Source organism: Allobranchiibius huperziae, from assembly GCF_013410455.1.
GTDB lineage: Bacteria > Actinomycetota > Actinomycetes > Actinomycetales > Dermatophilaceae > Allobranchiibius > Allobranchiibius huperziae.
Genome location: NZ_JACCFW010000001.1, coordinates 1,382,887 through 1,405,391, shown reverse-complemented (window position 1 = coordinate 1,405,391; position 22,505 = coordinate 1,382,887). Strand labels below are relative to the sequence as shown.

The window sequence follows — 22,505 nt, the reverse complement described above, 5'->3', positions numbered from 1 at the left end:
ATGTGGCCGGTGGGTCAGAACTGTGCGGGGTTCCCGTCGGCGAGATCGCGCAGCTGGACGCCACCGTCGGCCCCGAACCGCTGCACGTGCCCGACGTACATGCCTCGCCCGACCTCGGTCAACAGCGCGTCGTGGATCGGGACGATCGAGCTGGGCGCCACCCGGCGGACGAATGCGATGACCTCCTTGAGGGCCGACCACGGTGCGCAGATGGGCACGGCCAGGACGTCGACCGCTCCCGGCTCGGCGTCGAGCGCGTCGCCGGGGTGGAAGAGGCTGGGCTCGCCCTCGGAGGTGAGCTTGACGCCCACGTTCTCGATGCGCGGCAGCTGCTCGTAGATGACGGCGTGTTGCACGCCGAACGGCTCGACGGTGACCTCGCCGATCGTGAACGGCTCGCCCTGCCGGGTCACGGACACCTCGACGTCGTCCAGTTCCGCAGCCGTGCCGGGGTCGGTGTGCACGGCCACGCCCGGGTTGGCGGCCACCAGCGCGGCCAGCTTGTCCGGCTGTACGTGGTCGGCGTGCTGGTGGGTGACCAGGATTGCGTCGAGCCCGGTCAGACCGTCGTACCTCGAGAAGCTTCCCGGGTCGATCAGCACTCGGGCGGAGGGGTATTCGACCAGCAGGCAGGCGTGTCCCAGGTGTGTGATCTGCATGTTCCGCACGGTACGCCGCGGCGCAAGCTGCCGCCCGTAAGATCTCGGGGTGCGTTTCATCGGCGAATCCCCTGCCCACGACCTGACCTACAACGATGTCTTCATGGTGCCCTCGCGGTCCTCGGTCACCAGTCGGCTGGAGGTCGACCTGCGGACGCCGGACGGTGTCGGGACGACGCTGCCGCTGGTCGTGGCCAACATGACCGCTGTGTCCGGGCGCAGGATGTCGGAGACGGTCGCCCGCCGCGGCGGGATCGCGGTGCTGCCGCAGGACATCCCGGTGCACGCCGTGCAGGAGACGATCGACGCGGTCAAGGCGAGCCACACCGTCTTCGAGTCGCCCGTGACCATCGGGCCCGACGAACCGGTCGGCGCGGTCCTGGCGCTGATGGGCAAGCGCGCGCACCGGGCGGCCGTCGCCGTCGACGGGGCCGGGCGACCTGTCGGCATCGTCAAGGAGTCGCAGTGCCTGCGGGTGGATCGCTTCACCACGGTCGGGCAGGTGATGAGCGAGGACCTGGTGACGGTCCCCGCCGACGCCGACCTGCGCGAGACCTTCGACGTGCTCGTGAAGGCGCACCTGGAATTCGCGCCCGTGCTCGGCGCGGACGGCGTGCTGGCCGGGGTGATCACCCGCAAGGGCATCCTGCGCTCGACCATCTACTCCCCCGCCCTCGACGGCGACGGTCGCTTGGCGCTCGGCGTGGCCATCGGCATCAACGGCGACGTCGGCGACAAGGCCAAGACCATGCTCGCCGCGGGCGCCGACGTGCTCGTGGTCGACACCGCCCACGGGCACCAGGACAAGATGATCGACGCGCTCGGACTGGTCCGGGCCGCCCGGGACGCTCACGAGGACGCGACCGGCGTACGGATCCCGGTCGCGGCCGGCAACGTCGTGTCCGCGCAGGGTGCGCGCGACCTGGTCGCCGCGGGCGCCGACATCGTCAAGGTCGGCGTCGGCCCCGGCGCCATGTGCACCACGCGGATGATGACCGGCGTCGGCCGGCCGCAGTTCTCGGCCGTGCTGGAATGTGCAGCTGCCGCAGATGAACTCGGCGCCTACGTCTGGGCCGACGGCGGCGTGAAGTATCCGCGGGACGTGGCCCTCGCGCTCGCCGCCGGTGCGTCCTCGGTGATGATCGGTTCGTGGTTCGCGGGCACCTGGGAGAGCCCGGGAGACCTCAACCGCGACGCCGACGGACGGCTCTACAAGGAGTCCTTCGGTATGGCGTCCGCGCGGGCGGTCGGCAACCGCAGCGCGGGCCGCAGCGCCTTCGACCGGGCCCGGCTCGGCATGTTCGAGGAGGGCATCTCCTCCTCGAAGATGTATCTGGACCCGCAGCGTCCGGGGGTGGAGGACCTGATCGACGGGATCGCTGCGGGGGTCCGCTCCAGCTTCACCTACGCCGGCGCGCGCACCATCGGCGAGTTCCGCGACCGCGCCGTGGTCGGCGTACAGAGCGCGAGCGGGTACGACGAGGGTCGCCCCCGCGAGACGTCATGGTAGATCCGGCGGTCAGCCCCAGCGGCCGGAACGGCGCTCGGCGCGCGCGGCGCGACGAGCCGAGCGCGGATCCATGGGGTCTTTCGAGGACGCCTCGAACTCGTCGGGGAAGAAGATGCGCCGCCCGAAGGACCAGTAGGCCGACGACAGCATCACCACGACCACGATCCCCCACCACGGTGCGCCCGCCAGCCCGATCAGCACCGCGTACACGGGGATCAGGAAGCTGATCGCGGATCCCACGGCGTTCGACCTGCTCATCATGTCCCCTCGCGAGCGAGCGTCTGATGCAGCGACTTTAGCGGCGGCCGCGGCCCGAGGGCGCGGTATCGGCGAAGAGGTGGACGAGCTGGCCGGTACGCCGGATTCTGTCCGGCGCCGCTGTTACCGGCGGCGCCGTGGCGACCATCCATCTAGGGCCGTCGTTGCCGACGGCCTCGAGCGACCTACCCGCATGCTCGGGCGGGCCGCCCTCGAACGCATGCTGTCTGGTCTTGCTCCGGGTGGGGTTTACCGAGCCGCACCGGTCACCCGGCACGCTGGTGGTCTCTTACACCACCGTTTCACCCTTACCGCCACGCCGCGGCCGGGCCGAAGCCCTGCCGCGCCGCAGACGGCGGTCTGTTTTCTGTGGCACTTTCCCGCGGGTCACCCCGGGTGGCCGTTAGCCATCACCCTGCCCTGTGGAGTCCGGACGTTCCTCGGCGAGCAGTCCTTGCGGGTGCTCGACGCGGCCGCCTGGCCAGCTCGTCCACGAGGGGTCACCCTAGCCGGAAGGTGACGGTGTGCGCGCCGACGTCCGTGGCCACCAGCACCACCCGTACGACGTCACCCGGAGCCGCGTCCCCGGGGCAGCTGGCCAGCACCGCGATATCGCGCAGCTGCACCTGGATCGCCTTGTCGTTCCTGGCGACCACGACCGCCTCGAAGGTCTCGCCGACGCGCGCACTCAGCACGGCCGCCTCCACCGCGTCGTCGCACGCGTGACCGACCGCGGAGGCGACCTGGTCGCGCGACCGCATGATGTCCGGAAGCGTGGGCAACGCCTGGCGCGCCCAGTCCGGCGGAGCCTGACCGCTGCTGACCGCCTCGCAGATGGCCAGCCCGAAGCGGTCCACGAGCCGGCGTAGCGGAGCCGTCACATGCGCGTACGGCGCGGCGACGGCAGCCTGCTCGGTCTCGGCCGGCACCTGACCGTCGAACGGGGTGTACCCGGCGCCGCGGAACAGCGAGGTCGCGTCGTGGATGAGAGCGAGGTGCTTGGGGTCGGTGCGATCGAGGCCGGCGATGAACTCGCCGTACGCCTGACCCCGCGGCCAGGTGATCCCGAGTGCCTCCGCGCGCCGACGGAACGTGTCGATCGCGTCCTGCGGCGGCGCGGGCATCGTGCGCAGGATCCCCACCTTGGCCTCGAGCATCATGGTGGCGGCGCACATCCCGGCGAGCAGGGAGATCTGCGCGTTCCAGTCCTCGCTCGGCACCGGCGGCCGGAACTGCAGGCGGTACGTGCCGTCCTCGTCCTGTTGCACTTCCTGCTCCGGCATCGGCAGGTCGGCGCCACCGCGTTTGCGCTGCAACGCGATCCGCAGCTCGCCGATCTCCTTCAGCAGTCGCAGCCCGTCGGGTGCGTCGGCGCCGATCTGCTGCTGGACACCGTCGTAGTCCAGGCGCGCGATGCTGCGGACCCGCGCCAGGTAAACCTGCGCAGCCCGTACGTCCCCCGACGCGTCCAGCTCGATGTCCCAGACGTACGCCCCGCGCACCTGGTCGGGCAGCAGGCTGGCGGCGTCCTCACTCAGCACGGTCGGGTGCAGGGGCACCCGCATGTCGGGTAGGTAGACGGTCTCTCCGCGGGCGCGCGTCTCCTGGTCGAGCGCCCCGCCGGGGACGACGTAGGCCGCGACGTCGGCGATCGCGTAGCGCACCCGGTAGCCGTCGTCGGTACGCTCGAGATACATGGCCTGGTCCAGATCGGTGGACCCGGGCGGGTCGATGGTGAAGAAGGGCACCGCCGTCTCGTCCCTCTCGGGCAATGTCGTTGCCGTGGCGGCTTTCTCGGCCTCGGCGAGAGCCGGCTGCGGGTAGTCCGGACTCAGCTTGTGCTCGGCCCGGATCGCGGTGAACGCCTGCTCCAGCGGCCCGGGGTCGGCACTCGTCGGATCGGCCTGGGGTGCGCGGACGACACGGGGCAGCATGCCGGTCACTGTACGCAGCGCATGCCCCTCAAGTCCGGATCCGCAGACGCCTTCCGGTCACCCGGCCGACGACAGCGAGACGGCGCGGTAGACCCGCGCCCGGGCGCTGGCCGGCCCCATGCAGGTGAGCCGATCCGGTGCCGACCAGGACATGACCACTCCGACCGTGACGTCGCCGTCCGGGCCGCTGACGGTCACGTCCGCGCGATCGTCGACGACCCGGCTGACGCGCCGTACGACCAACGCGCCGCTGGTCGGGAGTGACAGTTCGCGGTGGGCGTGCGCGAGCGCGGTCTGGGCGATCGGCGACATGCCGAACCATCCGCGCAACAGCTCCAGCGAGACCTCTCCGCGCAGGATCCGGTCGACGAGCCCGGGAGCTGCGTCCGGCGTCACTCGCCCGTAGAGCGCACCGGTCGGCAGCGCCAGCAGGTTGGCGGCGAACCGGTCACCTCCGACATGCGTGGTCTCCCACACCCGCCCCGGCAGCAGCCGGTGCAGCATGACGGCAAGTGGGCGACCCCGCAGAGCGCAGCAGGCGTCATGCCGTCCGTGGGTGCAGACAAGGAGCAGCGGATCGGTGTCGACGACCGCGTCGTCGGGGAGCCACCCGTCATCGAGGGAGTCGGCCGATTCCAACTGACCGACGAGAGTGTCGAGAGAGTCGACCGACCACCAGGTCGTCCGCGCGACCCCGGACCGTACGTCGGCCACCGCCACCCGGTGACCGCCACCGTCGTCAGCGTGGCGACCGGGGCTGCGAATCGCCTGCAACCGCAGGCCCGCCGCCGCAGCGAGGTGATCGATACGGAATGCCACCGCAGGATCGGCGTGACTCTCCCGCAGGCCTTCACGACCCCACGGGCCGGGCTGCTCCACGAGCAGGAGCCGAGGGGACGGCGGCGCCGTACCGATCATCGGGTCACCGCGCAGGTCCGCCTGGAGGGCGCATCGCTCGGGTGTCTCGCGCGGCACGGGTAGCGCAGGCGGCACGGGCGTCAGCGGCGGCACAGTCACGAAGCGCCGGCGGGCACGACGAGTCCCTCGCGCAGCAACCGGCGCACCAGCGTCACCGCGTCATCTCCCGCCAGGTCCGGCACCTGTCCGATGGCGACGACGCGACCGGAGAGCAGTTCGCGCAGCCCGGCCTCCACCGACGCGGGCAGCGTCAGGGACCGGCCACCGAGGACGAGGGTGATCTTGTCGCCGGCCGGACGCAGCGACCACCGCAGCCCGTGTCGTACGACGACGGCGTCGCCGGGCCCGAGAGACTGCGCCGCCTCGATCTGAGCGAGCGGGGACAGTGGCTGCGGGCGGGTGCGGTCGGCGAGATGGCGACCGACGGCGGCTGCCACCCGCGCGACGTCCAACCGGTCGATCGCGCGGTGCAATGCGTCCTGGGTCGCCTTCAACTCGGTGTCCAACGCTGCCGGGTCGGACAGGTCGACACCCATCGGCAGCGAACGGCGCAGCTCGACGTCGTCGACCAGGGTCGCCAGCGCCTGCTCGGCGAGGAAGGCGCGCGTGACGGGGTGGACACCCACCGTCAGATGACCCGAGACACCGCCGAGAGCGGTGGCCGAGTGCAGATAGCCGCGCGGAAGGTAGAGCGCATCGCCGGGTTCGAGCACCGTGTCGATCAGCGGCTCTTCGCTCGCGCGGGCCTGCACCGCCGCGCGGCGCTGGTCCCATGGCTGGTCGCGCAGCGGCGCGTCGAGGACCGGCTGGTGGACCCGCCAGCGCTTGCGCCCGGCGAACTGCAGCACGAACACGTCGTGCACGTCGTAGTGGGGGGAGAAGCCGGTGTTCTGTGCCGGGGTGATGTAGGCGTTGACCTGGATCGGGTGACCGAGTTGCGCGGAGAGCGCGGCTCCGAAGTCGACGACCGGCGGCCATACCCGGTGCAGTCCCTGCAGCACGAGGGTCGCCCCGTCGGCGAACTCCGTGAGCACTCGGTCATCGGCCACCTGGTCGGCGATCTCGGCGCCCGCACCGCCCCCGCGCGTGAACCGACCGGCAGGGATCACGTCACCGTTCTTGGCCATCCGGAGGAACGGGGTACGCAGCCCCCGCCGTGAGACCAGTTCGTCGACGGCGTCGAGGTCGAGCAGGTCCGCGAACCCGTCACCCGGTAGCTCGGCCGCACGACGGAGAAGGGGCTGCCGCGCCCAGTACATCGCGGCGAACTCCTGCGCCGACAGGCCGGTCGCGCGTTGCAGCGGATCGAGCGTCACGGCTGTCCTCCTTGTCGTGCGGACGTGCGTCGGGCGACGAGACGCTGTCCGTCCCGCCGCCCGACGTCCAGTATGAGCGGGCAGATCAGGCGGAGCCGTCCGCGCCGCCGTCCTGCTGGCCCGGTGTACCGGACGCGCCACCGTCAGCGGGGCCCTCGGAGCCACCGCCGCCCGCGCCACCATCGGCGCCGCCGTCCTGCTGGCCCGGGGTGCCGGACGCACCGCCGTCAGCGGGACCCTCGGAGCCACCGCCGCCCGCGCCACCATCGGCGCCGCCATCCTGCTGACCCGGGGTGCCGGACGCACCGCCGTCAGCGGGACCCTCGGAGCCACCGCCGCCCGCGCCACCATCGGCGCCGCCGTCCGCGCCACCGTCGCCGCCTGCGCCACCATCGGCGCCGCCATCCTGCTGACCCGGTGTACCGGACGCACCGCCGTCAGCGGGACCTTCGGAGCCACCGCCGCCCGCGCCACCATCGGCGCCGCCGTCCTGCTGACCCGGTGTACCGGACGCGCCACCGTCAGCGGGACCTTCGGAGCCACCGCCGCCCGCGCCACCATCGGCGCCGCCGTCCTGCTGACCCGGTGTACCGGATGCACCGCCGTCAGCCGGCCCCTCGGTCCCACTGTCGCCACTCGTGATGTCACTGTCCTCGAGCATGCCGATTCCTTTCCTCGAGCGTGGATGCCGAATCCGACACCGCACTTTTCATATTCCCAGATCCGCGCTCTTGCAAACCGTGAACGGAGAAGGAACAGCAGGGGCATTCACGACGGCGTCTCATGCTGCGCCCCGCCCGGCAACATCGGGCCGCCCCGGCATGAGTCCGGGGGTGAGGTCCCAGGTGACGCCGGTGGTGGTGACGTTGGCGGTGAGCAGGTCGCGGTGGACGATGGTGTGGTGCCTGGCGCATAGCAGTGCGGCGTTGCTCAGGGTTGTCTGTCCGCCGGCCCACCAGGGGGTGATGTGGTGGGCATCGCACCAGTCGGGTGGTCGGTCGCAACCGGGGAACGTGCAGTGCCGGTCGCGGTGGATGATCGCGGTGCGCAGGCCGCCGGTGAACAGGCGTTTGGTGCGGCCGACGTCCAATGGTTCGGACTCACCACCCAGGACGGCGGGGATGAGGTCGGCGTCGCATGCCATCCGGCGCAGGGTCCCGGCGTCGAGCAGGTCACCGTTGATCGTCCGCCCGATCCCGGGTAGGTGACCGGCGGCGGAGAGCTGGTCGATCAGGGTCTGACGATCGAGGGTGATCACGATCTTGGCCGACCCGCCAACGGTGCCGCTGCTGTGCGAGCGGTCCCCGTCCAACAACCGGGCCGCCACCTCGGCGAGCTCGGTCAGTGCGTCCGCACGCCGCTTGCTCGGGGTGCGGGTGTCCCGCTCCGTCACTGCGCCAGGAGCACTGGGGGCCGCGCTCGGCGTCGGGTCGGCCGCGGCATCAGCAGTGTTCCCGTCAGAGCGGGGTGCGGAAAGAGCCTGGATGGCGTGTTTGATGACCGCGGCGTGACCGGTGGACAGGTCCGCGGTCAGCCGGGTCAGCCCGTTGGGCAGGTCGGCCCAGGTCAACGTCTCGCAGGCCTGCTGGTGCTCCTCCTGCGCGACCAACACCTCGGGGGCGAACCGGCCGATGATCCGCGCCGACAGGTCCCGCAACGTGCGGGTCCCGGTGTGCGACAACGCCAGGTACCAGCACAGCACCTCATCCCGCTCCGCACCGGGGATCACCGGCAACACCTTCGGAACCTCCCGCAACGCCACCCGCGCACAGTGCACCGTGACCACCCCCGCGGCCAACGCATCCGCCACCACCCGGTTCCGCGGATCGGCACACCCGGTGGCGACCGAGCCGATCCGGCGGCAGACCGCCGGCTCCGCGACACCCTCGCTCTCGGCGACACACGCACCGACCCAGCCACCGGCATCGGTCGCGGTGGAGTTCGCGACGACCCCGCGGGTGACGGCCTCGGTCGTGGCGACCGCCGCCAGCGACTCCGCCCGGGAGACCAGGCCGACCATGGTGGCCACGAACCCGCCCAGCTGCCCCTCGCTCAACTGGTAGAGCGCACCGGGCCAGTCCCTCAGGCGGGAAGTGAGGACGTCCAGGTCCGCGAGCAACCCCGCCGCAGCACCGGGGCCAGCGGGCATCACCGTCGGAGCGGCTGGACGCGGCGCATCAGGCACCCGTGAGATCCCCTCGACACTCATCCGCACCCACCCCTTCTCCTACTCGGCCAGCGGATTGTGATCTGCCTCTCATCGTACGCGCGTTCGATGCCCATCACAAGGATTGATTGCATGAATCTTCATATTTGACAACATTATTCGAGCACTAGTTATCCACATCCCCCTTGCTCTGGACTGCCCGTCCACAGGCGCGCCGAACGCGCTGGACCACAGCCCGTGCACCGCTCCCAATCCCCTGCACGTCGCGCTCAAGAGCAGTCCCTCTAGGGTGCGGTCGTGCTCGTGCTGCTGCCCCCGTCGGAGTCCAAGCGCGGTCGTAGCCGTGGCGCCGCCCTCGATCTCGCCCGCCTCTCCTTCCCCGCTCTGAGCGCTACGCGCGATGCCGTCCTCGACGCTCTCGGCGAGGTCTCGGGCCGACCCGACGCGGCCACAGTGCTCGGCGTCAGCCCCAACCTCACCGACGACATCGCACGCAACGCCCGACTGCGCACCGCCCCCGCCACGCCCGTCGGGCAGCTCTACACCGGAGTCCTCTACGACGCGCTCGATCTGGCCTCGCTCGATCCCGCCGCGCTGCGCCGCGCACGTCGCTGGATCCTGGTGCAGTCCGCCGCCTTCGGCGCTCTGCGGCTCGGTGACAAGGTGCCGCCGTACCGGCTCTCGATGGGCGTCAACCTGCCGGGCCTCGGACCGCTGGCCGGTCTGTGGCGCGAGCCGCTGGAGGCCGAGCTCACCGCGGCGGCCGGGCGGCGGCTCGTCGTCGACTGCAGGTCGAGCACGTACGCCGCCGCATGGACCCCGCGTGGAGCCGTCGCGCGCCGCTGGGTGCGCATCGAGGTGCCGGGTGCGACCCACAACGCCAAGCACACCCGGGGGCTCGTCACCCGCGCGCTCTGCCAGTTCGACGACGAGCCGACCACCCCGCATGCCCTGCGCGAGGCCTTGCAGCCGAGCTTCGAGGCGGACCTCGTCGAGCCCGCATCCGGGGCGAGACCCTGGTCACTCCGGGTCACTGCGCGATGATCAGCCGGTGACGCATCTGATTCATGAGCTCGGGCCGGTGTGGCCCGTGCTCATCTTCCTGCTCGCGATCAGCATCGTCGCGGAGGTCTGTCAGACCGCGGGTCTGTTCGAGGTCGCCGCGTTCTGGGCGGCCCGCGCCGGTGGCGGCCGCAGCGTGCGCCTGTGGCTGCTGGTCGTCGCCCTCTGCGTCGCCTGCACCGCCGTCCTCAGTCTCGACACCACGGCGGTGCTCCTCTCCCCCGTCGCCGTGGCTCTTGCCCGCCAGTGCAAACTGCCGCCTCTGCCGTTCGCGCTCACCGCCGTGTGGCTGGCCAACACGGCCTCCCTCTTGCTCCCCGTCTCCAACCTGACCAATCTGCTCTCGTTGCAGACGTTCTCGCATCTCGGTGGCCAGTCGGCGTACTTCCGCACTGCCTGGTTACCCGCCGTGACAGCCGTCGTCGCCACCGTCGTGATGATCGCCGCGCTGCACCCCAGGGTGCTGCGAGGCGGGTACGACATCCCGCAGGCTCCCGCTCCGCGCGACAAGGCGCTCGTGATCCTCACCGGCGCCACCTGCGTGGTGCTGGCACCCCTCTTCGTCAGCGGGATCACCCCCGCGATCCCGGCCGTCGTCGCCGCCATCGTGCTGGTGGCCGCCCTGGCCGTCCGGGACCGCTCCGCGTTGCGCGACCTGACGGTGCCCTGGACCCTCGCCCTCGGGGTGCTCGCGCTCTTCGTCGTCGTCGAGATCGCCCGCCAGCACGGGCTGGACAAGGCCCTGGCGGACCTCGTGGGCTCCGGTCACGGCGTATCGGCCGACTTGCGTCTGGCGGGCGTGGGTGCGGTGACTGCGAACGTCGTCAACAACCTTCCGGCCTACCTCGCGCTGCGCCCCACGGCCGCCGACACTCCACAGCGCGCACTCGCGCTCCTGGTCGGCGTCAACACCGGCTCGATCGTGCTGCCCTGGGGGTCGCTCGCCACTCTGCTGTGGCGGGACCGCTGCAAGCGGGCGGGGCTGCAGATCAACACCCTCCGGTTCATCGGCGAGAGTGCCGCCGTGGCCCTGGTCACCGTGGTGGCGACCACACTGGTCATTCGCTAAGCCGACTCAGAGCGCGCGTCGGTAGAAGTCCTCGACGGGTCGGTAGCCGAGCTGGTCGTACAGCGCGCGCGCCCCTGTGTTGGGCGCGAACACGTTGAGGCCCAATCCCGTCCGTCCGCTTTCCCGGCAATGTGCGGCTCCGGCCTGCATGATCGCGCGACCCAGGCCGCGACGTCGGTGGTCCTCGGAGACCTGCACGTCGTAGACGAAGGCGTGCGGCAGGTGCGCGCCGATCCACAGCAGACCGACGGGCACGTCACCGTCGTACGCCGTCCAGAGCCACTGCCCCTCGGAGTCGAGGCCGTCGGGAAGCAGCCGCTCGTACGACTCGCGGGCGTTCGCGGTCGCGACGTCCGGCGGCTCGCCCGCGTCGGCGCGTTCCTGCGCGTAACCCTCGACGGCCTCCGTCCGGTATTCCTCGAACTGGGCGTCCGTCATCGGCCGCAGCTCGACGCCACCACTCACCGGCGGGTCGTCCACTCCGAAGGCCAGGTCCATCTGCGACGCGGAACGCTCGGCGCCGAGAGCGCTGACGAGCTCGCCGCCGTGCACGTCCCCGGGCCAGCACACCGCGGTGATCATCCGGGTGCCCACGCGATCCGCGTACGCGGTCACTGCCGTGACAGCCTCCGCCAGGCGACCGGTCGGCAGGGTGCAATCCCCCACCCGCACGCCGCCGTCGCGCGGATCGCGCCGCAGCCAGAGCCAGCCACCCGAGATCAAATCACCAGCCACCAGAACTTCGTTCGCGAGCGGATCAGATCCTCCCAGCGTCCAGGACGTGTCGACGAAATCGGCCGCAGCCGCTCTTGCGCTGTCGGCATCGTGACCGCGCACCGCGAACTGCCACTGCGCGCGGCGACGCACCTCCGCGTCGCGCCATGACGCGAACTCCTCGCTGCGCAACGGCCGTAGAGGGCTGAGCCCAGGACTCGCCGACCCGCTCACGGCAGGTGATGGGTCACGTTGAGGTTCTGCACGACAGCACGCCCGTCGGCCCAGACCTGCAGCGTGGTCAGGGACGCGGGGTCGGCCTGCAGCATCCACGCGGTCTCTCCCGAGATGCCGAGGATGAGGGCGAGGACGACCATCAGCGGCTTGCGGTGGGTGGCCACGACCACCGTGCCACCGGGGCCCGCCGCGTCCACGGCCCGCCGGAACGCTGTGGCGACGCGCGCGACGAGCTCGGTGTGCGACTCGCCGCCGTCCGGGCGGAAGTCCGCGTCCGACCGCATCTGGGACAGCTCGCCCGGGTGTGCCGCCTCGATCTCGGCGAAAGTCAGGCCGTCCCAGGTGCCGACGTCCTGCTCGTCCCAGTCGGCATCGACCTGGAGCGCCACACCGAGCGCCCGGGCAGCCGACTCCCCGGTCTCTCTGGCCCGCGTGAGCGAGGAGGACACCACGTGCACCGCTCCGGTGAGTCGGGCGGCCAGCTCGTCCGCCGCGGCGGCCGCCTGACGGCGACCCTGCGCGTTCAGGCTCGGGTCGGCCCCACCCCGCCCGTCCAGCTTCTGCCCGACCGTGAAGTCCGTGACACCGTGCCGCAGCAGGACGATGGTGGTCGCCGTCGCGACATCCGGTCGGCGTGCGGTCGTGGGCGCCTGCGGCGCGACGGGTTCGGTGTCGAAGAGCGTCCCGGTGTGGTCCACCGTGTCCCCGGCGGCCGCAGGGGTGCCTGCCTCGGCAGCGGGTGCGGTATCGATGCCGTCGGGGCTCCACAGGTCCCGTACGACGCGCCGCCCGTCCATCCCGTCGTTGCTGAGCTTGTCGGCGTCCTTGTTGATCTCGCGCGGTATCCACGTCCAGGTGACGTCGCCGCCCAGCGCGCGCCGCCGGCGTACGAAGGAGTTCGCCTCCAGCGCAAGCCTCTTCATGTCCTCGTGCTTGATCTTCCAGCGGCCGGCCATCTGCTCGACGACCAGCTTGGAGTCCATCCGCACGGCGACCCGCGCACCGGGGTCGATCGCCTCGGCGGCCTCGAGCCCGGCGATCAGACCGGAATACTCCGCGACGTTGTTGCTGGCCTTGCCGAGGGGTGCGGCCCGCTCGGCCAGCAGCTCCCCGGACGCGGCATCCCGCACCAGCGCGCCGTACCCGGCCACACCGGGATTGCCCCGGGAACCGCCGTCCGCCTCGACGATGAGTTCGCGCGCCACCGGCTCACAGCCCCGATTCCGCGGTCCGCACCAGGATGCGTCCGCATTCGTCGTGCCGCAGCACCTCGTCGTCGGCCGCCCCGCGGATGCGCGCCAGCTCGGACTGATCGATCTCCAGTCCGCAACCACCGCAACGCCGTTGACTCAACGCGGCCGCGCCGATACCGCCCCGCTGCTCACGGATCCGGGTGTAGAGGTCGAGCAGGTCCTGGCCGACCCCGGCCGCGACATTGGAGCGGTCCGCGGTGATCCGCTCCCGCTCGGTGGTGAGCTCGCGCAGCTCTCCCCCACGCTCGCCCTCCAGCTTGTCCAGGCGGGCGCGACCCGTCTCCAACTCCTCCTCGCGTCGGGCCAGCGTGGTGCGCAGCTCCTCGGCGCGCTCCATGACCTCCAGCTCGATCTCCTCCAGGTCCCCCTGCCGCCGCGCCAGTGCCTCCAGCTCGTGCTGCAGCGCCTGCAGGTCCTTGGCAGTGCCCTGACCGGCGTCGAGCCGGGACTGGTTGCGCGCCGCACGGTCGCGGACCTGCTGCACGTCGACGTCTGCCCGGGTGATCTCACGGTCGACATCGGACAACGCCGTGCGCGCGAGCACGACCTCCTCCTCGACGGTGCGGACCTGCTGCTGGGCCTGCTCGACCTCGGCGTTGAGCGGGAGGGTGCGCTCCCGGTGCGCGATCTGGTCCAGGCGGGTGTCGAGCTTCTGCAAGTCGAGCAACCGCCACTGGCGACTGGTGTCAGCTTTCATGGGAGCTCCTGGAGTATTGAGGTGTGCGATCCGGGGTCGGGCGTCCCACGGTGAAGTCCCACGGGTCGGTCCGCAGATCGGAGACGTGCGTGACGATACGTGCCTGCAGCGCCTCCGCGAGACGCGACGCCGCCGCGGCGAGCCACAGGTGCTCCGTCGCGTAGTGCCCGGCGTCGATCAGGTACGGCGGTCCGTCGCCCGCCTCCTCCCGCGCTTCGAGCGCCGGGTGGTGGCGCAGGTCGGCCGTGACGTAGACGTCGGCGCCGTGGGCGCGTACGTCGTCGAAGCGGTCGTCGCCCGCCCCGCCCATCACCGCCACGGTCTGCACCAGGGCGCTCGGATCCCCTGCGACGCGTAGGCCGACCGGCGTCGCAGGCAGCGCGTCGGCCAGGCGGGTCGCGAACTCCCGCAGCGTCACCGCCTCGGGCAGACGGCCGACGCGCCCGATCGGCTGGCCGTCCTCCATGCCCAACGGCGCGCAGTCGTCGGACAGTCCGGCCGCAGCCGCCAGGGCGTCGTTGACGCCGGGCCGGGCGATGTCGGCGTTCGTGTGCGCGCAGTAGATAGCCAGGTCGGCGACGACGGCCGTGGTGACGACGGCACCCTTGGCGGTGGTGGTGGCGACCGAGTGCACCCCCCGCAGCAACAGCGGATGGTGGGTGACCAGCAGATCGGCCCCGGCCTCGACGGCCTCGTCGACGACCGCCCGGGTCGGATCGACGGCGAAGTGCACGCGGCGTACGGGTTGCGCCGGATCGCCGGTGACCAGCCCGACCTGGTCCCACGACGCCGCCGTCTCCGGCGGATAGAACCCGTCCAGCACCGCCACCACCTGGGCCAGGCTCATGTCGTGCGCACTCGTCGTCATGGCGACCATTCGTACCAGCAGGTGGCGCGCACGTCTTAGCCCGTCGCGGATGCGCCGTACGCGCCACGGGTGGGATGCGGGCCGCGCGGTCACTTTCCAACGCTGCTGGACGCCGTAGGTGTAGGACGTGGGCCCGTGCGATCACTTCGGCCGGTGGGTTGCGTTCTCAGGCGGCCTAGAGGAGCGCTGGGGATCTCGCCCGGGCTGACGGAACTGGGGTGGGTGATCGGCCTCGCGGTCACGTTCCCGCGCCACGGCCGGCCCGTCGCGAAGGAATTCGGCCCTGCGCTCACTTTCCTGCACCCGGCGCGCGTCCGGGCGACCGCGCAGACACCGCAGCCGTCCTGACTGGCTGTTCGGGTGGAACGCGTGCTCGGCATCGGCGGCTACTTTCTGCGAGCGGCGGCCCGGCGGCTCTCGGCGCCCGGTATCGCGAGGCCTTCGGCCTGAACGCCGACGGACACGGCCTGCGGCGTCCGGACGCCGGGTCGACCGCCTTCGCGACAATCGACTCCGGCACCGGTTACCTCAGGTCCTCCGACCAGCGATGCATGATCGACTTCCGGGTCCGCGACCTGGACGCGATGCTCGCGCAGCTGCGCGAGCGTGGAGCCGACGTCACGGATGAGCTGCAGGAGGTGGAAGGACCCGCCGGTTCGGGCGGGTCAACGACCCCGAGGGGCCACCGCACCGAGCTGTGGCAGCCCGCCTGGGACGAACGATGGGTGGGCCCGGCCGGGCTCGAACCGACGACACCCGCGGTGTAAACGCGGTGCTCTACCAACTGAGCTACAGGCCCCGAGCGACGGAGCGTGGTGATCCTAGACGACCCCGCCGCTCGACGGGTTCAGGCGTACTGCTGCTGCCGGTTGTCGTTCCGGTGGTAGTACGCCGAGCTCTCCGGGCGCCACATGAGCACCACCGCTGCCAGGCCGATCAGGAAGTTCAGGACACTCACCACCACACTCAGCGACCCGCCGCCCTGCGACGCGACGGCGATCACGGTGTAGAGGAAGCTCACCGCCGAGAGGCCGAAGAGCACGGTGGCCACGATGCGGGCCCAGTTGCGCCCCTGGCGGTTCAGGACGGCCATCGCGATCCAGATGAGCATCGTGAGAACGCCGATGACCACGGAGACGATGACGATGACGTGCGCCGCCGTATCGATCGCACTGGCACTCAGGTGGGCGTTCCCGGTCTTCTTGTCATTGCTCTTGACGAGCGCGTCGTGGACCCGGCCGGTGTTGAAGGCGCTGTAGATCAGGCCGATCAACGTCAGGGCAGCGCCGAGGTACATGAGCTTCACGGCCATATCGAGCGGTTTCGGCACCGAGGTGACCGGTTTCCCCAAGCCGATGTGCTCCTGCGGCATCGCGCCGTATCCGCTGGTGTCGCGGCCCTGACCCCCGTCGTCGCTCATGGCCGAAAGCCTCCCAGATCGCGAGCGGGATCCGGCGGATATCCGGCCGCGCGCCTCAGAGCGCTGCGAGCACCTCGTGGAACCCGCTGAAGTCGCGTGCCTCGCCCGGCCCGTTGACCAGGGTCCAGCGCACGACACCGTCGGTGTCGATCAGGAAGGTGCCCCGCACCGCCATACCGGCCGGCTCCAGGAAGACGTCGTACGCGCGCGCGACCTCGCCGTGCGGCCAGAAGTCCGACAGCAGCGGGAAGCTGAATCCCTGGTCGTCGGCCCAGGCCCGCTGCGTGTACATCGGGTCGCACGAGATCCCGGCGACCTGCACGTCGGGGTTGACGAAGCGGGAGATGTCGTCGCGGATCTCGCACAGTTCACCGGTGCAGATACCCGAGAACGCGAAGGGGTAGAAGACCAGCAGCACGGCCCGGTCGGCGTGCAGGGACGCCAGTGAGGTGTCCTGGCCGAACTGGTCCTTGAGGGTGAAGTCCGGAGCCTTCGACCCGACAGAGATAGTCATCGTTGTTTCGCCGTGCCGCCCTGGACGAGTTTGGTCGCGATCCAGTCGGCGCCCGCCTTCACCGGCGCGGACGCCTTGAGGCCGGCGGTCTGCGCTGCTTCCTCGATGTCCGCCGGCTCGACGGTGTCCGGGTGCCCGCTGCGGGGAGAGAGCAGCACGACGAATCCCTTGTCGGCCAGCCCGGACAGTGCGTCGACGCAGTCGTCGATCAGGTCACCGTCACCCTCGCGCCACCACAGCAGCACGGCATCGACCACACCGTCGAAGTCCTCGTCCTCGATCTGCGAGCCGATGACGCCTTCGATCGCCTCGCGGAAGCCCTCGTCGGCGTCGTCGTCCCAGCCGATCTCCTGCACGATCTGTCCGTCGGTGAATCCGAGGCGTCCGCCCAGCGTCGCCTCTCCATCTCGGGCCACAGCCGTCCTTTCTGCGCCGGCCCAAGGGGCCTGCTGTCGGTGATGTCCTGCACGGTTCGGGGATGTCGCGGCTTAGTCCACCTGCAACGGCCTGCATTTGCAACCGATCCGCGATACGTGGACGGCGCGAACCGCCCTGATGGCCCCTACCCGCTCGTACCCGAAAGTAACCGACCGCGAGTCGCAGCCGGTGAGTGCGCAGGTAGAAGATGTCGGTTACGCACATGAGAGGAGCCACTCGTGGCACGCGAAGAAGCAGGCCCGATCCTGAACGGGATTCCCAGCCAGCTGCCGGACATCGACCCCGAGGAGACCGCCGAATGGCTGGACTCCCTGGACGCCGTGATCGATGAGGGCGGGCAGGCGCGGGCACGCTACGTGATGCTCAAGATGCTGGAGCGTGCCCGCGAACGGCAGATCGGGGTGCCGTCGCTGACGGCGACCGACTACATCAACACCATCCCCGCCGAGTCCGAGCCGTGGTTCCCCGGCGACGAGGAGGTCGAACGCCGCTACCGCGCCTGGATGCGCTGGAACGCCGCGATCATGGTGCACCGCGCGCAGCGGCCGGAGGTCGGTGTCGGCGGCCACATCTCGACGTACGCGTCGGCCGCCACGCTCTACGAGGTCGGCTTCAACCACTTCTTCCGCGGCAAGGACCACCCGGGCGGCGGCGACCAGGTCTTCATCCAGGGACACGCCTCCCCGGGCATCTACGCCCGCGCGTTCCTCGAGGGGCGCCTCACCGAGGACCAGCTCGACGGCTTCCGGCAGGAGCAGTCCCACCGGATCGACGGTCGGCGGATGGGCCTGCCGTCCTACCCGCACCCGCGCAACATGCCGGGCTTCTGGGAGTTCCCGACGGTGTCGATGGGCATCGGCCCGATGAACGCCATCCACCAGGCGCAGTTCAACCGCTACCTGCACGGTCGCGGTCTGAAGGACACCAGCCAGCAGCACGTCTGGGCCTACCTGGGCGACGGCGAGATGGACGAGCCGGAGTCGCGTGGGCTGCTGCAGCTCGCGGCGGTCGAGGGGCTGGACAACCTGACCTTCGTCGTCAACTGCAACCTGCAGCGCCTCGACGGACCGGTCCGCGGCAACGGCAAGATCATCCAGGAGCTGGAGTCGTTCTTCCGCGGCGCCGGCTGGAACGTCATCAAGTGCATCTGGGGCCGCGGCTGGGACACCCTGCTCGGCGCCGACCGCGACGGCGCGCTCGTACACCTGATGAACACCACCCCGGACGGTGACTACCAGACCTTCCGCGCCAACGACGGCGCCTACGTGCGCGAGCACTTCTTCGGTCGCGACCCGCGCACCCGCGACATGGTCAAGGACTGGTCCGACGACGACATCTGGTGGAAGCTCAAGCGCGGCGGGCACGACTACCGCAAGGTGTACGCCGCGTACCGGGCCGCCATGGAACACCACGGTCAGCCGACCGTGATCCTGGCGCACACCATCAAGGGCTACTCGCTCGGCACGCACTTCGCCGGGCGCAACGCCACGCACCAGATGAAAAAGCTGGCGCTGGATGATCTGAAGAACTTCCGCGACTCGCTCGAGATCCCGGTGACCGACCAACGGCTGGAGGACGACCCCTACCTACCGCCGTACTACCACCCCGGCGAGAAGGACCCCGCGATCGAGTACCTGCGCGAGCGGCGTACCAAGCTCGGCGGCGGGGTGCCGAGCCGGCGCACCGAGGGCGTCTCGCTCAAACTGCCCGGCGACAGCGCCTACGCGTCGTCGAAGAAGGGGTCGGGCAAGCAGCAGGTCGCCACGACGATGGCGTTCGTCCGCGGGCTGCGAGACCTCATGCGGGACAAGGACTTCGGCAAGCACATCGTGCCGATCATCCCGGACGAGGCACGCACCTTCGGGATGGACAGCTTCTTCCCGACCGCGAAGATCTACAACCCGCACGGGCAGAACTACACCTCCGTGGACGCCGAGCTGATGCTGGCCTACAAGGAGGCCACCGACGGGCAGATCCTGCACCTGGGGATCAACGAGGGCGGATCGGTCGCGGCGTTCACCGCGGTCGGCACGTCGTACGCGACGCACGGCATCCCGATGGTGCCGATCTACGTCTTCTACTCGATGTTCGGCTTCCAGCGCACAGCCGACTTCATCTGGGCGGCTGCGGACCAGATGGCGCGCGGCTTCCTCATCGGAGCCACCGCCGGACGCACCACGCTGACCGGTGAGGGCCTGCAGCACGCAGACGGCCACTCGCACCTGCTGGCGTCGACGAATCCCGCTGTCGTCGCTTACGACCCGGCGTACGCCTACGAGACGGCGCACATCATGCAGGACGGCATCCGTCGGATGTTCGGCGACAACCCCGAGAACGTCATCTACTACCTCACGGTCTACAACGAGCCGATGCAGCAGCCGGCCGAGCCGGAGGACGTCGACGCCGAGGGGATCCTGCGCGGCATGCACCGCATCGCCGACGGCAGCACCGAGGGCGTCGGCGACGACGCTCCCCGGGTGCAGCTTCTCGCCTCCGGTGTGGGTGTGCCGTGGGCGCTCGAGGCGCAGCAGTTGCTCAAGGACGACTTCGGCGTCGTGGCCGACGTGTGGTCGGTGACCTCGTGGAACGAGCTGCGCCGCGACGGGCTGGACTGCGACGAGCACGCCTTCCTGCATCCCGACGAGGAACGCCGCGTCCCCTACGTGACGAAGCGGCTGCAGGACGCACCCGGCCCCGTCGTCGCGGTCTCGGACTGGATGCGTGCAGTGCAGGATCAGATTCGCCAGTGGGTGCCGGGCGACTACGTGACGCTGGGCGCCGACGGGTTCGGCTTCAGCGACACCCGGCAGGCGGCTCGGCGCTTCTTCCACATCGACGGACCGTCGATGGCGGTGCGGGCGCTGCAGGCCCTGGCCGACCGCGGCGAGATCGATGCGTCGAGGGCACGTGAGGCCGCCGAGAGGTACAAGCTGCTCGACGTGACGGCGGGTGCCTCGGGCAACGCGGGCGGCGAGGCCTGATCGCGCAGCCGCGACGGTGACTCCGATATGACCGAGAGGCACAGGCCGACCTGTGCCTCTCGGCGCTCACTGCGCCACCGTCACCGTGCGCATCGGCGTACGCCGCCTCAGGACGGCTGGCGGCTGAGCACCTCGTCGCGCGCGAGCACGGCGATGTCGGGCTGATCGCAGATGAGCGCGTCGACCCCGGCGCGCAGGAACCTGCGCATCTCACCGAGGACGTCGCCCCAGTCCGCCTCGCGCCAGCCGCGCCGCATGTCCTCGGCCAGGAAGGCGTTCTCGGCGCGGAAGGTCCAGACGTGCACACGCAACCCGGCGGCGTGCGCGTCCCGGATCAGCCGGCTGGGCATGCCCAGTGTGCCGTCGGGCCGGCGGGGGAAGACCCGCGCCTTGCTCGGTCCGATGCCGTCGATCCACCTCGATAGCAGGCGCAGCCCGCGGGCGGTCAGCATCTCGTCGTACGTGCCGTGATCCGCGCAGTCAGCGAAGCCGGGGGGCACGCCGCCGTTCTCCAGCAGAAAGATCAGCGGCAACGTCACCCCGAGCTCGTCGCGCAGCCGGATCAGACTGTGCAACTCGAAGGACTGCAGGTAGACCGGCACGCTGCCGTCGACCGCCCCGCCGCGCCGCAGCCCGTCGAGCACGGCCCGCTCCATGTCCATGCCCATCGCGCGGTAGTGCGAGGGATGCTTGAGCTCCACGCTCAGGCCGATCTTGCGACCGAGCTCGCGCGACACCTGGGCGCGCACCCGCAGCAGGTCGTCGAACGACGCCACGCGGCACCGCCCGTGGTAGATCGTGTTGGACGGCCGCAGCTGCGCGAGCCGCTCGGTCGCCCACAGGGTTCCGATCTCGGCCAGCGTGAAGTCGTCGGCGAACCACCCGGTGACCTCGACCTCCCCCACCTTCCGCGTCGTACGCCGGTCGGCGAACTCGGCGCGGTTGGCCACGTCCGTCGTACGGGACAGCTCCGGCTCGTGGCGGCAGATCAGCTGCCCATCGGAGGTCATCACCAGATCGGGCTCCAGGGAGTCCGCGCCGAGTCGGGCGGCGAGCCGATACGACTCCACCGTGTGTTCGGGGCGGTAACCGCAGGCTCCGCGGTGACCGACGATGAGGGGTTCACGTCCACCGGCGCCGCCGGCCTCGAGGCTCATGCCCCCACGCGATCACCCGCGTACGACGTGCCGGTGGAAGCGACATGCCGGGCCCGTGTCGAGGTCGTGAACGGCGGGCAAACCGGCCCCGCGGCACATCGCGGCGAGCGATTGTCCTCGGTTATCGAGGTCATACAAATACCCTGGGCACGTGAGTACCCCCACACACCGTCGCCTGGAGCAGCACGCGGGTGAGCTGTCGACCGCCGCCGTGCACCAGATGGAGACGTCCTACCAGTGGTACCAGGAGCTGTCGGCGTCCGACCGGTCGTGGGTGGGCCTGGTCGCGCAAGCGGGCATCGCGGCGTTCATCTCCTGGCACAGCGATCAGTCGGAGGCGCCCTCGGTGGCCACCGATGTCTTCGGCAGCGCCCCGCGCGACCTGATGCGCACCGTCACCCTGCGGCAGACCCTCGACCTGGTCCGCACGGTCATCGACGTGGTCGAGCAGCACGTCGGCATGCTCGCGGCACCCGGCGAGGAGACCCGGCTGCGCGAGGCAGTGCTCACCTACTCCCGCGAGATCGCCTTCGGCGCGGCGCAGGTGTACGCCGCTGCCGCCGAGAGCCGCGGCGCCTGGGACGCGCGCCTGGAGTCCCTCGTGGTCGACGCGATCCTGCGTGGCGAGGCCGATGAGTCGCTCACCTCGCGGGTGTCGGCCCTGGGGTGGGACGAGGTGCACGACATCGTGGTCGTCGTGGGCACAGCACCTGCCGGTCCCGGTGCCGAGACAGTGGATTCGCTGCGAAGAGAAGCTCTACGACGCGACCTGCCGTTGCTCGCCGCGGTCCAGCGACGACGGCTGATCGCGATCATCGGCGGGGTGGACGACGTCCTGGCCGCCGTCAGCGCCATCACCTCGCAGTGGGCGGAAGGCCCGGTCGTCATCGGGCCGAAGGTGCCGCACCTGTACGCCGCCGGCCGCAGCGCGCGCGCCGCGCTGGCCGGGCAGAGCGCTGCACCTGCATGGCCCGAGGCACCGCGACCCTGTCTGGCCGACGAGCTGCTGCCGGAGCGGGCCCTCGCCGGCGACACGCGGGCGCGGCGGCGGCTCGTGGACAAGGTCGCGCACACCCTGGCCGACCACCCGGCACTGCACGAGACCGCCACCGCCTACCTCGACCAGGGCAGCCTCGAAGCCACCGCGCGCCTGCTCTTCGTACACCCCAACACGGTGCGCTACCGCCTCGGCCGGATCCACGGCCTCACCGACTGCGATCTGACCCGGCCGCGCGAAGCCTTCACGGTGCGGCTCGCCCTGGCCATCTCGCATCTGCCGGACTTGTAGCAAACCTCCAAAACCAGGGGGGCAACTTGGTCCAATGGGCACCCA

At 70.8% G+C, this 22,505-nt stretch carries 20 protein-coding genes, 1 tRNA gene and 1 other RNA gene; 5 read left to right on the top strand and 17 right to left on the bottom strand.

What is annotated here, in order from left to right; genetic code table 11:
- Nucleotides 1–14 precede the first annotated feature (14 nt).
- On the bottom strand, nucleotides 15–659 hold the full coding sequence (locus HNR15_RS06740) for an MBL fold metallo-hydrolase (RefSeq protein WP_179480200.1): 645 nt from the start codon (nucleotides 657–659) through the stop codon (nucleotides 15–17).
- A gap of 49 nt (nucleotides 660–708) precedes the next feature.
- Between HNR15_RS06740 and HNR15_RS06735 the strand changes: the two genes are divergently transcribed.
- On the top strand, nucleotides 709–2,169 hold the full coding sequence (locus HNR15_RS06735) for a GuaB1 family IMP dehydrogenase-related protein (RefSeq protein ID WP_179480198.1): 1,461 nt from the start codon (nucleotides 709–711) through the stop codon (nucleotides 2,167–2,169).
- Nucleotides 2,170–2,178: 9 nt separating this feature from the next.
- Here HNR15_RS06735 and HNR15_RS06730 read toward each other — a convergent pair whose 3' ends face one another.
- The 7 genes from HNR15_RS06730 to HNR15_RS06700 all read right to left on the bottom strand — a co-directional run bounded on the left by HNR15_RS06730 (nucleotide 2,179) and on the right by HNR15_RS06700 (nucleotide 8,804).
- On the bottom strand, nucleotides 2,179–2,430 hold the full coding sequence (locus tag HNR15_RS06730; RefSeq protein ID WP_179480196.1) for a hypothetical protein: 252 nt from the start codon (nucleotides 2,428–2,430) through the stop codon (nucleotides 2,179–2,181).
- A 77-nt stretch (nucleotides 2,431–2,507) separates the two neighbouring features.
- Nucleotides 2,508–2,916, bottom strand: an RNA gene (rnpB, locus tag HNR15_RS06725) — RNase P RNA component class A.
- Nucleotides 2,917–2,927: 11 nt separating this feature from the next.
- Entirely contained in the window at nucleotides 2,928–4,361 is a 1,434-nt protein-coding gene (locus tag HNR15_RS06720; RefSeq protein ID WP_179480194.1) for an RNB domain-containing ribonuclease, read from the bottom strand.
- Nucleotides 4,362–4,418: 57 nt separating this feature from the next.
- A complete protein-coding gene (locus HNR15_RS06715; RefSeq protein WP_179480192.1) occupies nucleotides 4,419–5,279 on the bottom strand; it encodes a sucrase ferredoxin in 861 nt (286 codons plus the stop codon).
- 95 nt (nucleotides 5,280–5,374) lie between these two features.
- Nucleotides 5,375–6,595, bottom strand: coding sequence for a JmjC domain-containing protein (locus tag HNR15_RS06710; protein ID WP_218883583.1), 1,221 nt, complete (start codon nucleotides 6,593–6,595; stop codon nucleotides 5,375–5,377).
- Between the two features lie 85 nt (nucleotides 6,596–6,680).
- On the bottom strand, nucleotides 6,681–7,256 hold the full coding sequence (locus HNR15_RS06705; RefSeq protein WP_179480190.1) for a BatC protein: 576 nt from the start codon (nucleotides 7,254–7,256) through the stop codon (nucleotides 6,681–6,683).
- 120 nt (nucleotides 7,257–7,376) lie between these two features.
- A complete protein-coding gene (locus HNR15_RS06700; RefSeq protein ID WP_179480188.1) occupies nucleotides 7,377–8,804 on the bottom strand; it encodes an HNH endonuclease signature motif containing protein in 1,428 nt (475 codons plus the stop codon).
- Nucleotides 8,805–9,059: 255 nt separating this feature from the next.
- Between HNR15_RS06700 and HNR15_RS06695 the strand changes: the two genes are divergently transcribed.
- Both HNR15_RS06695 and HNR15_RS06690 read left to right on the top strand, forming a co-directional pair.
- Nucleotides 9,060–9,806: a peroxide stress protein YaaA gene (locus HNR15_RS06695; RefSeq protein ID WP_179480186.1), complete on the top strand. Its 747-nt coding sequence runs from the start codon at nucleotides 9,060–9,062 to the stop codon at nucleotides 9,804–9,806.
- 7 nt (nucleotides 9,807–9,813) lie between these two features.
- The gene (locus HNR15_RS06690) at nucleotides 9,814–10,893 is read left to right on the top strand and encodes an SLC13 family permease (protein ID WP_343048448.1); all 1,080 of its coding nucleotides are present in this window, start codon (nucleotides 9,814–9,816) and stop codon (nucleotides 10,891–10,893) included.
- A gap of 6 nt (nucleotides 10,894–10,899) precedes the next feature.
- On the opposite strand, the gene HNR15_RS18795 is transcribed toward HNR15_RS06690, so the two are convergent.
- The 8 genes from HNR15_RS18795 to HNR15_RS06645 form a co-directional block, all read right to left on the bottom strand.
- A complete protein-coding gene (locus HNR15_RS18795; protein ID WP_179480184.1) occupies nucleotides 10,900–11,628 on the bottom strand; it encodes a GNAT family N-acetyltransferase in 729 nt (242 codons plus the stop codon).
- Between the two features lie 209 nt (nucleotides 11,629–11,837).
- Nucleotides 11,838–13,049, bottom strand: coding sequence for a bifunctional RNase H/acid phosphatase (locus tag HNR15_RS06680; RefSeq protein ID WP_179480183.1), 1,212 nt, complete (start codon nucleotides 13,047–13,049; stop codon nucleotides 11,838–11,840).
- Between the two features lie 4 nt (nucleotides 13,050–13,053).
- Nucleotides 13,054–13,794, bottom strand: coding sequence for a zinc ribbon domain-containing protein (locus tag HNR15_RS06675; RefSeq protein WP_179480182.1), 741 nt, complete (start codon nucleotides 13,792–13,794; stop codon nucleotides 13,054–13,056).
- On the bottom strand, nucleotides 13,784–14,662 hold the full coding sequence (locus HNR15_RS06670) for a Nif3-like dinuclear metal center hexameric protein (protein ID WP_179480181.1): 879 nt from the start codon (nucleotides 14,660–14,662) through the stop codon (nucleotides 13,784–13,786). The genes HNR15_RS06675 and HNR15_RS06670 overlap by 11 nt, the downstream gene beginning before the upstream one ends.
- Nucleotides 14,663–15,388: 726 nt before the next feature.
- Nucleotides 15,389–15,461: transfer RNA gene (locus tag HNR15_RS06660), tRNA-Val, on the bottom strand.
- A 48-nt stretch (nucleotides 15,462–15,509) separates the two neighbouring features.
- Nucleotides 15,510–16,082, bottom strand: a complete 573-nt coding sequence (locus HNR15_RS06655) for a hypothetical protein (RefSeq protein WP_179480179.1) — start codon at nucleotides 16,080–16,082, stop codon at nucleotides 15,510–15,512.
- A gap of 55 nt (nucleotides 16,083–16,137) precedes the next feature.
- Nucleotides 16,138–16,596, bottom strand: a complete 459-nt coding sequence (locus HNR15_RS06650) for a peroxiredoxin (protein WP_179480177.1) — start codon at nucleotides 16,594–16,596, stop codon at nucleotides 16,138–16,140.
- A complete protein-coding gene (locus tag HNR15_RS06645; RefSeq protein ID WP_179480175.1) occupies nucleotides 16,593–17,012 on the bottom strand; it encodes a DUF3052 domain-containing protein in 420 nt (139 codons plus the stop codon). Before HNR15_RS06645 ends, HNR15_RS06650 begins: the two co-directional genes overlap by 4 nt.
- 240 nt (nucleotides 17,013–17,252) lie before the next feature.
- On the opposite strand from HNR15_RS06645, the gene aceE reads away from it, so the two are divergent.
- A complete protein-coding gene (gene aceE, locus HNR15_RS06640) occupies nucleotides 17,253–20,015 on the top strand; it encodes a pyruvate dehydrogenase (acetyl-transferring), homodimeric type (protein ID WP_179480173.1) in 2,763 nt (920 codons plus the stop codon).
- 107 nt (nucleotides 20,016–20,122) lie between these two features.
- Here aceE and HNR15_RS06635 read toward each other — a convergent pair whose 3' ends face one another.
- On the bottom strand, nucleotides 20,123–21,172 hold the full coding sequence (locus tag HNR15_RS06635; RefSeq protein WP_179480171.1) for a glycerophosphodiester phosphodiesterase family protein: 1,050 nt from the start codon (nucleotides 21,170–21,172) through the stop codon (nucleotides 20,123–20,125).
- A 151-nt stretch (nucleotides 21,173–21,323) separates the two neighbouring features.
- On the opposite strand from HNR15_RS06635, the gene HNR15_RS06630 reads away from it, so the two are divergent.
- Entirely contained in the window at nucleotides 21,324–22,460 is a 1,137-nt protein-coding gene (locus HNR15_RS06630) for a PucR family transcriptional regulator (RefSeq protein WP_343048447.1), read from the top strand.
- Nucleotides 22,461–22,505 lie beyond the last annotated feature (45 nt).

Bases quoted from the DNA above. Each gene is read 5' to 3' on its own strand.
- HNR15_RS06670 (WP_179480181.1), bottom strand. From the start codon at position 14,662: ATGACGACGAGTGCGCACGACATGAGCCTGGCCCAGGTGGTGGCGGTG.
- HNR15_RS06715 (WP_179480192.1), bottom strand. From the start codon at position 5,279: ATGATCGGTACGGCGCCGCCGTCCCCTCGGCTCCTGCTCGTGGAGCAG.
- HNR15_RS06635 (WP_179480171.1), bottom strand. From the start codon at position 21,172: ATGAGCCTCGAGGCCGGCGGCGCCGGTGGACGTGAACCCCTCATCGTC.
- HNR15_RS06720 (WP_179480194.1), bottom strand. From the start codon at position 4,361: ATGCTGCCCCGTGTCGTCCGCGCACCCCAGGCCGATCCGACGAGTGCC.
- HNR15_RS06705 (WP_179480190.1), bottom strand. From the start codon at position 7,256: ATGCTCGAGGACAGTGACATCACGAGTGGCGACAGTGGGACCGAGGGG.
- HNR15_RS06655 (WP_179480179.1), bottom strand. From the start codon at position 16,082: ATGAGCGACGACGGGGGTCAGGGCCGCGACACCAGCGGATACGGCGCG.
- HNR15_RS06740 (WP_179480200.1), bottom strand. From the start codon at position 659: ATGCAGATCACACACCTGGGACACGCCTGCCTGCTGGTCGAATACCCC.
- HNR15_RS06730 (WP_179480196.1), bottom strand. From the start codon at position 2,430: ATGATGAGCAGGTCGAACGCCGTGGGATCCGCGATCAGCTTCCTGATC.
- HNR15_RS06675 (WP_179480182.1), bottom strand. From the start codon at position 13,794: ATGAAAGCTGACACCAGTCGCCAGTGGCGGTTGCTCGACTTGCAGAAG.
- HNR15_RS06650 (WP_179480177.1), bottom strand. From the start codon at position 16,596: ATGACTATCTCTGTCGGGTCGAAGGCTCCGGACTTCACCCTCAAGGAC.
- HNR15_RS06700 (WP_179480188.1), bottom strand. From the start codon at position 8,804: ATGAGTGTCGAGGGGATCTCACGGGTGCCTGATGCGCCGCGTCCAGCC.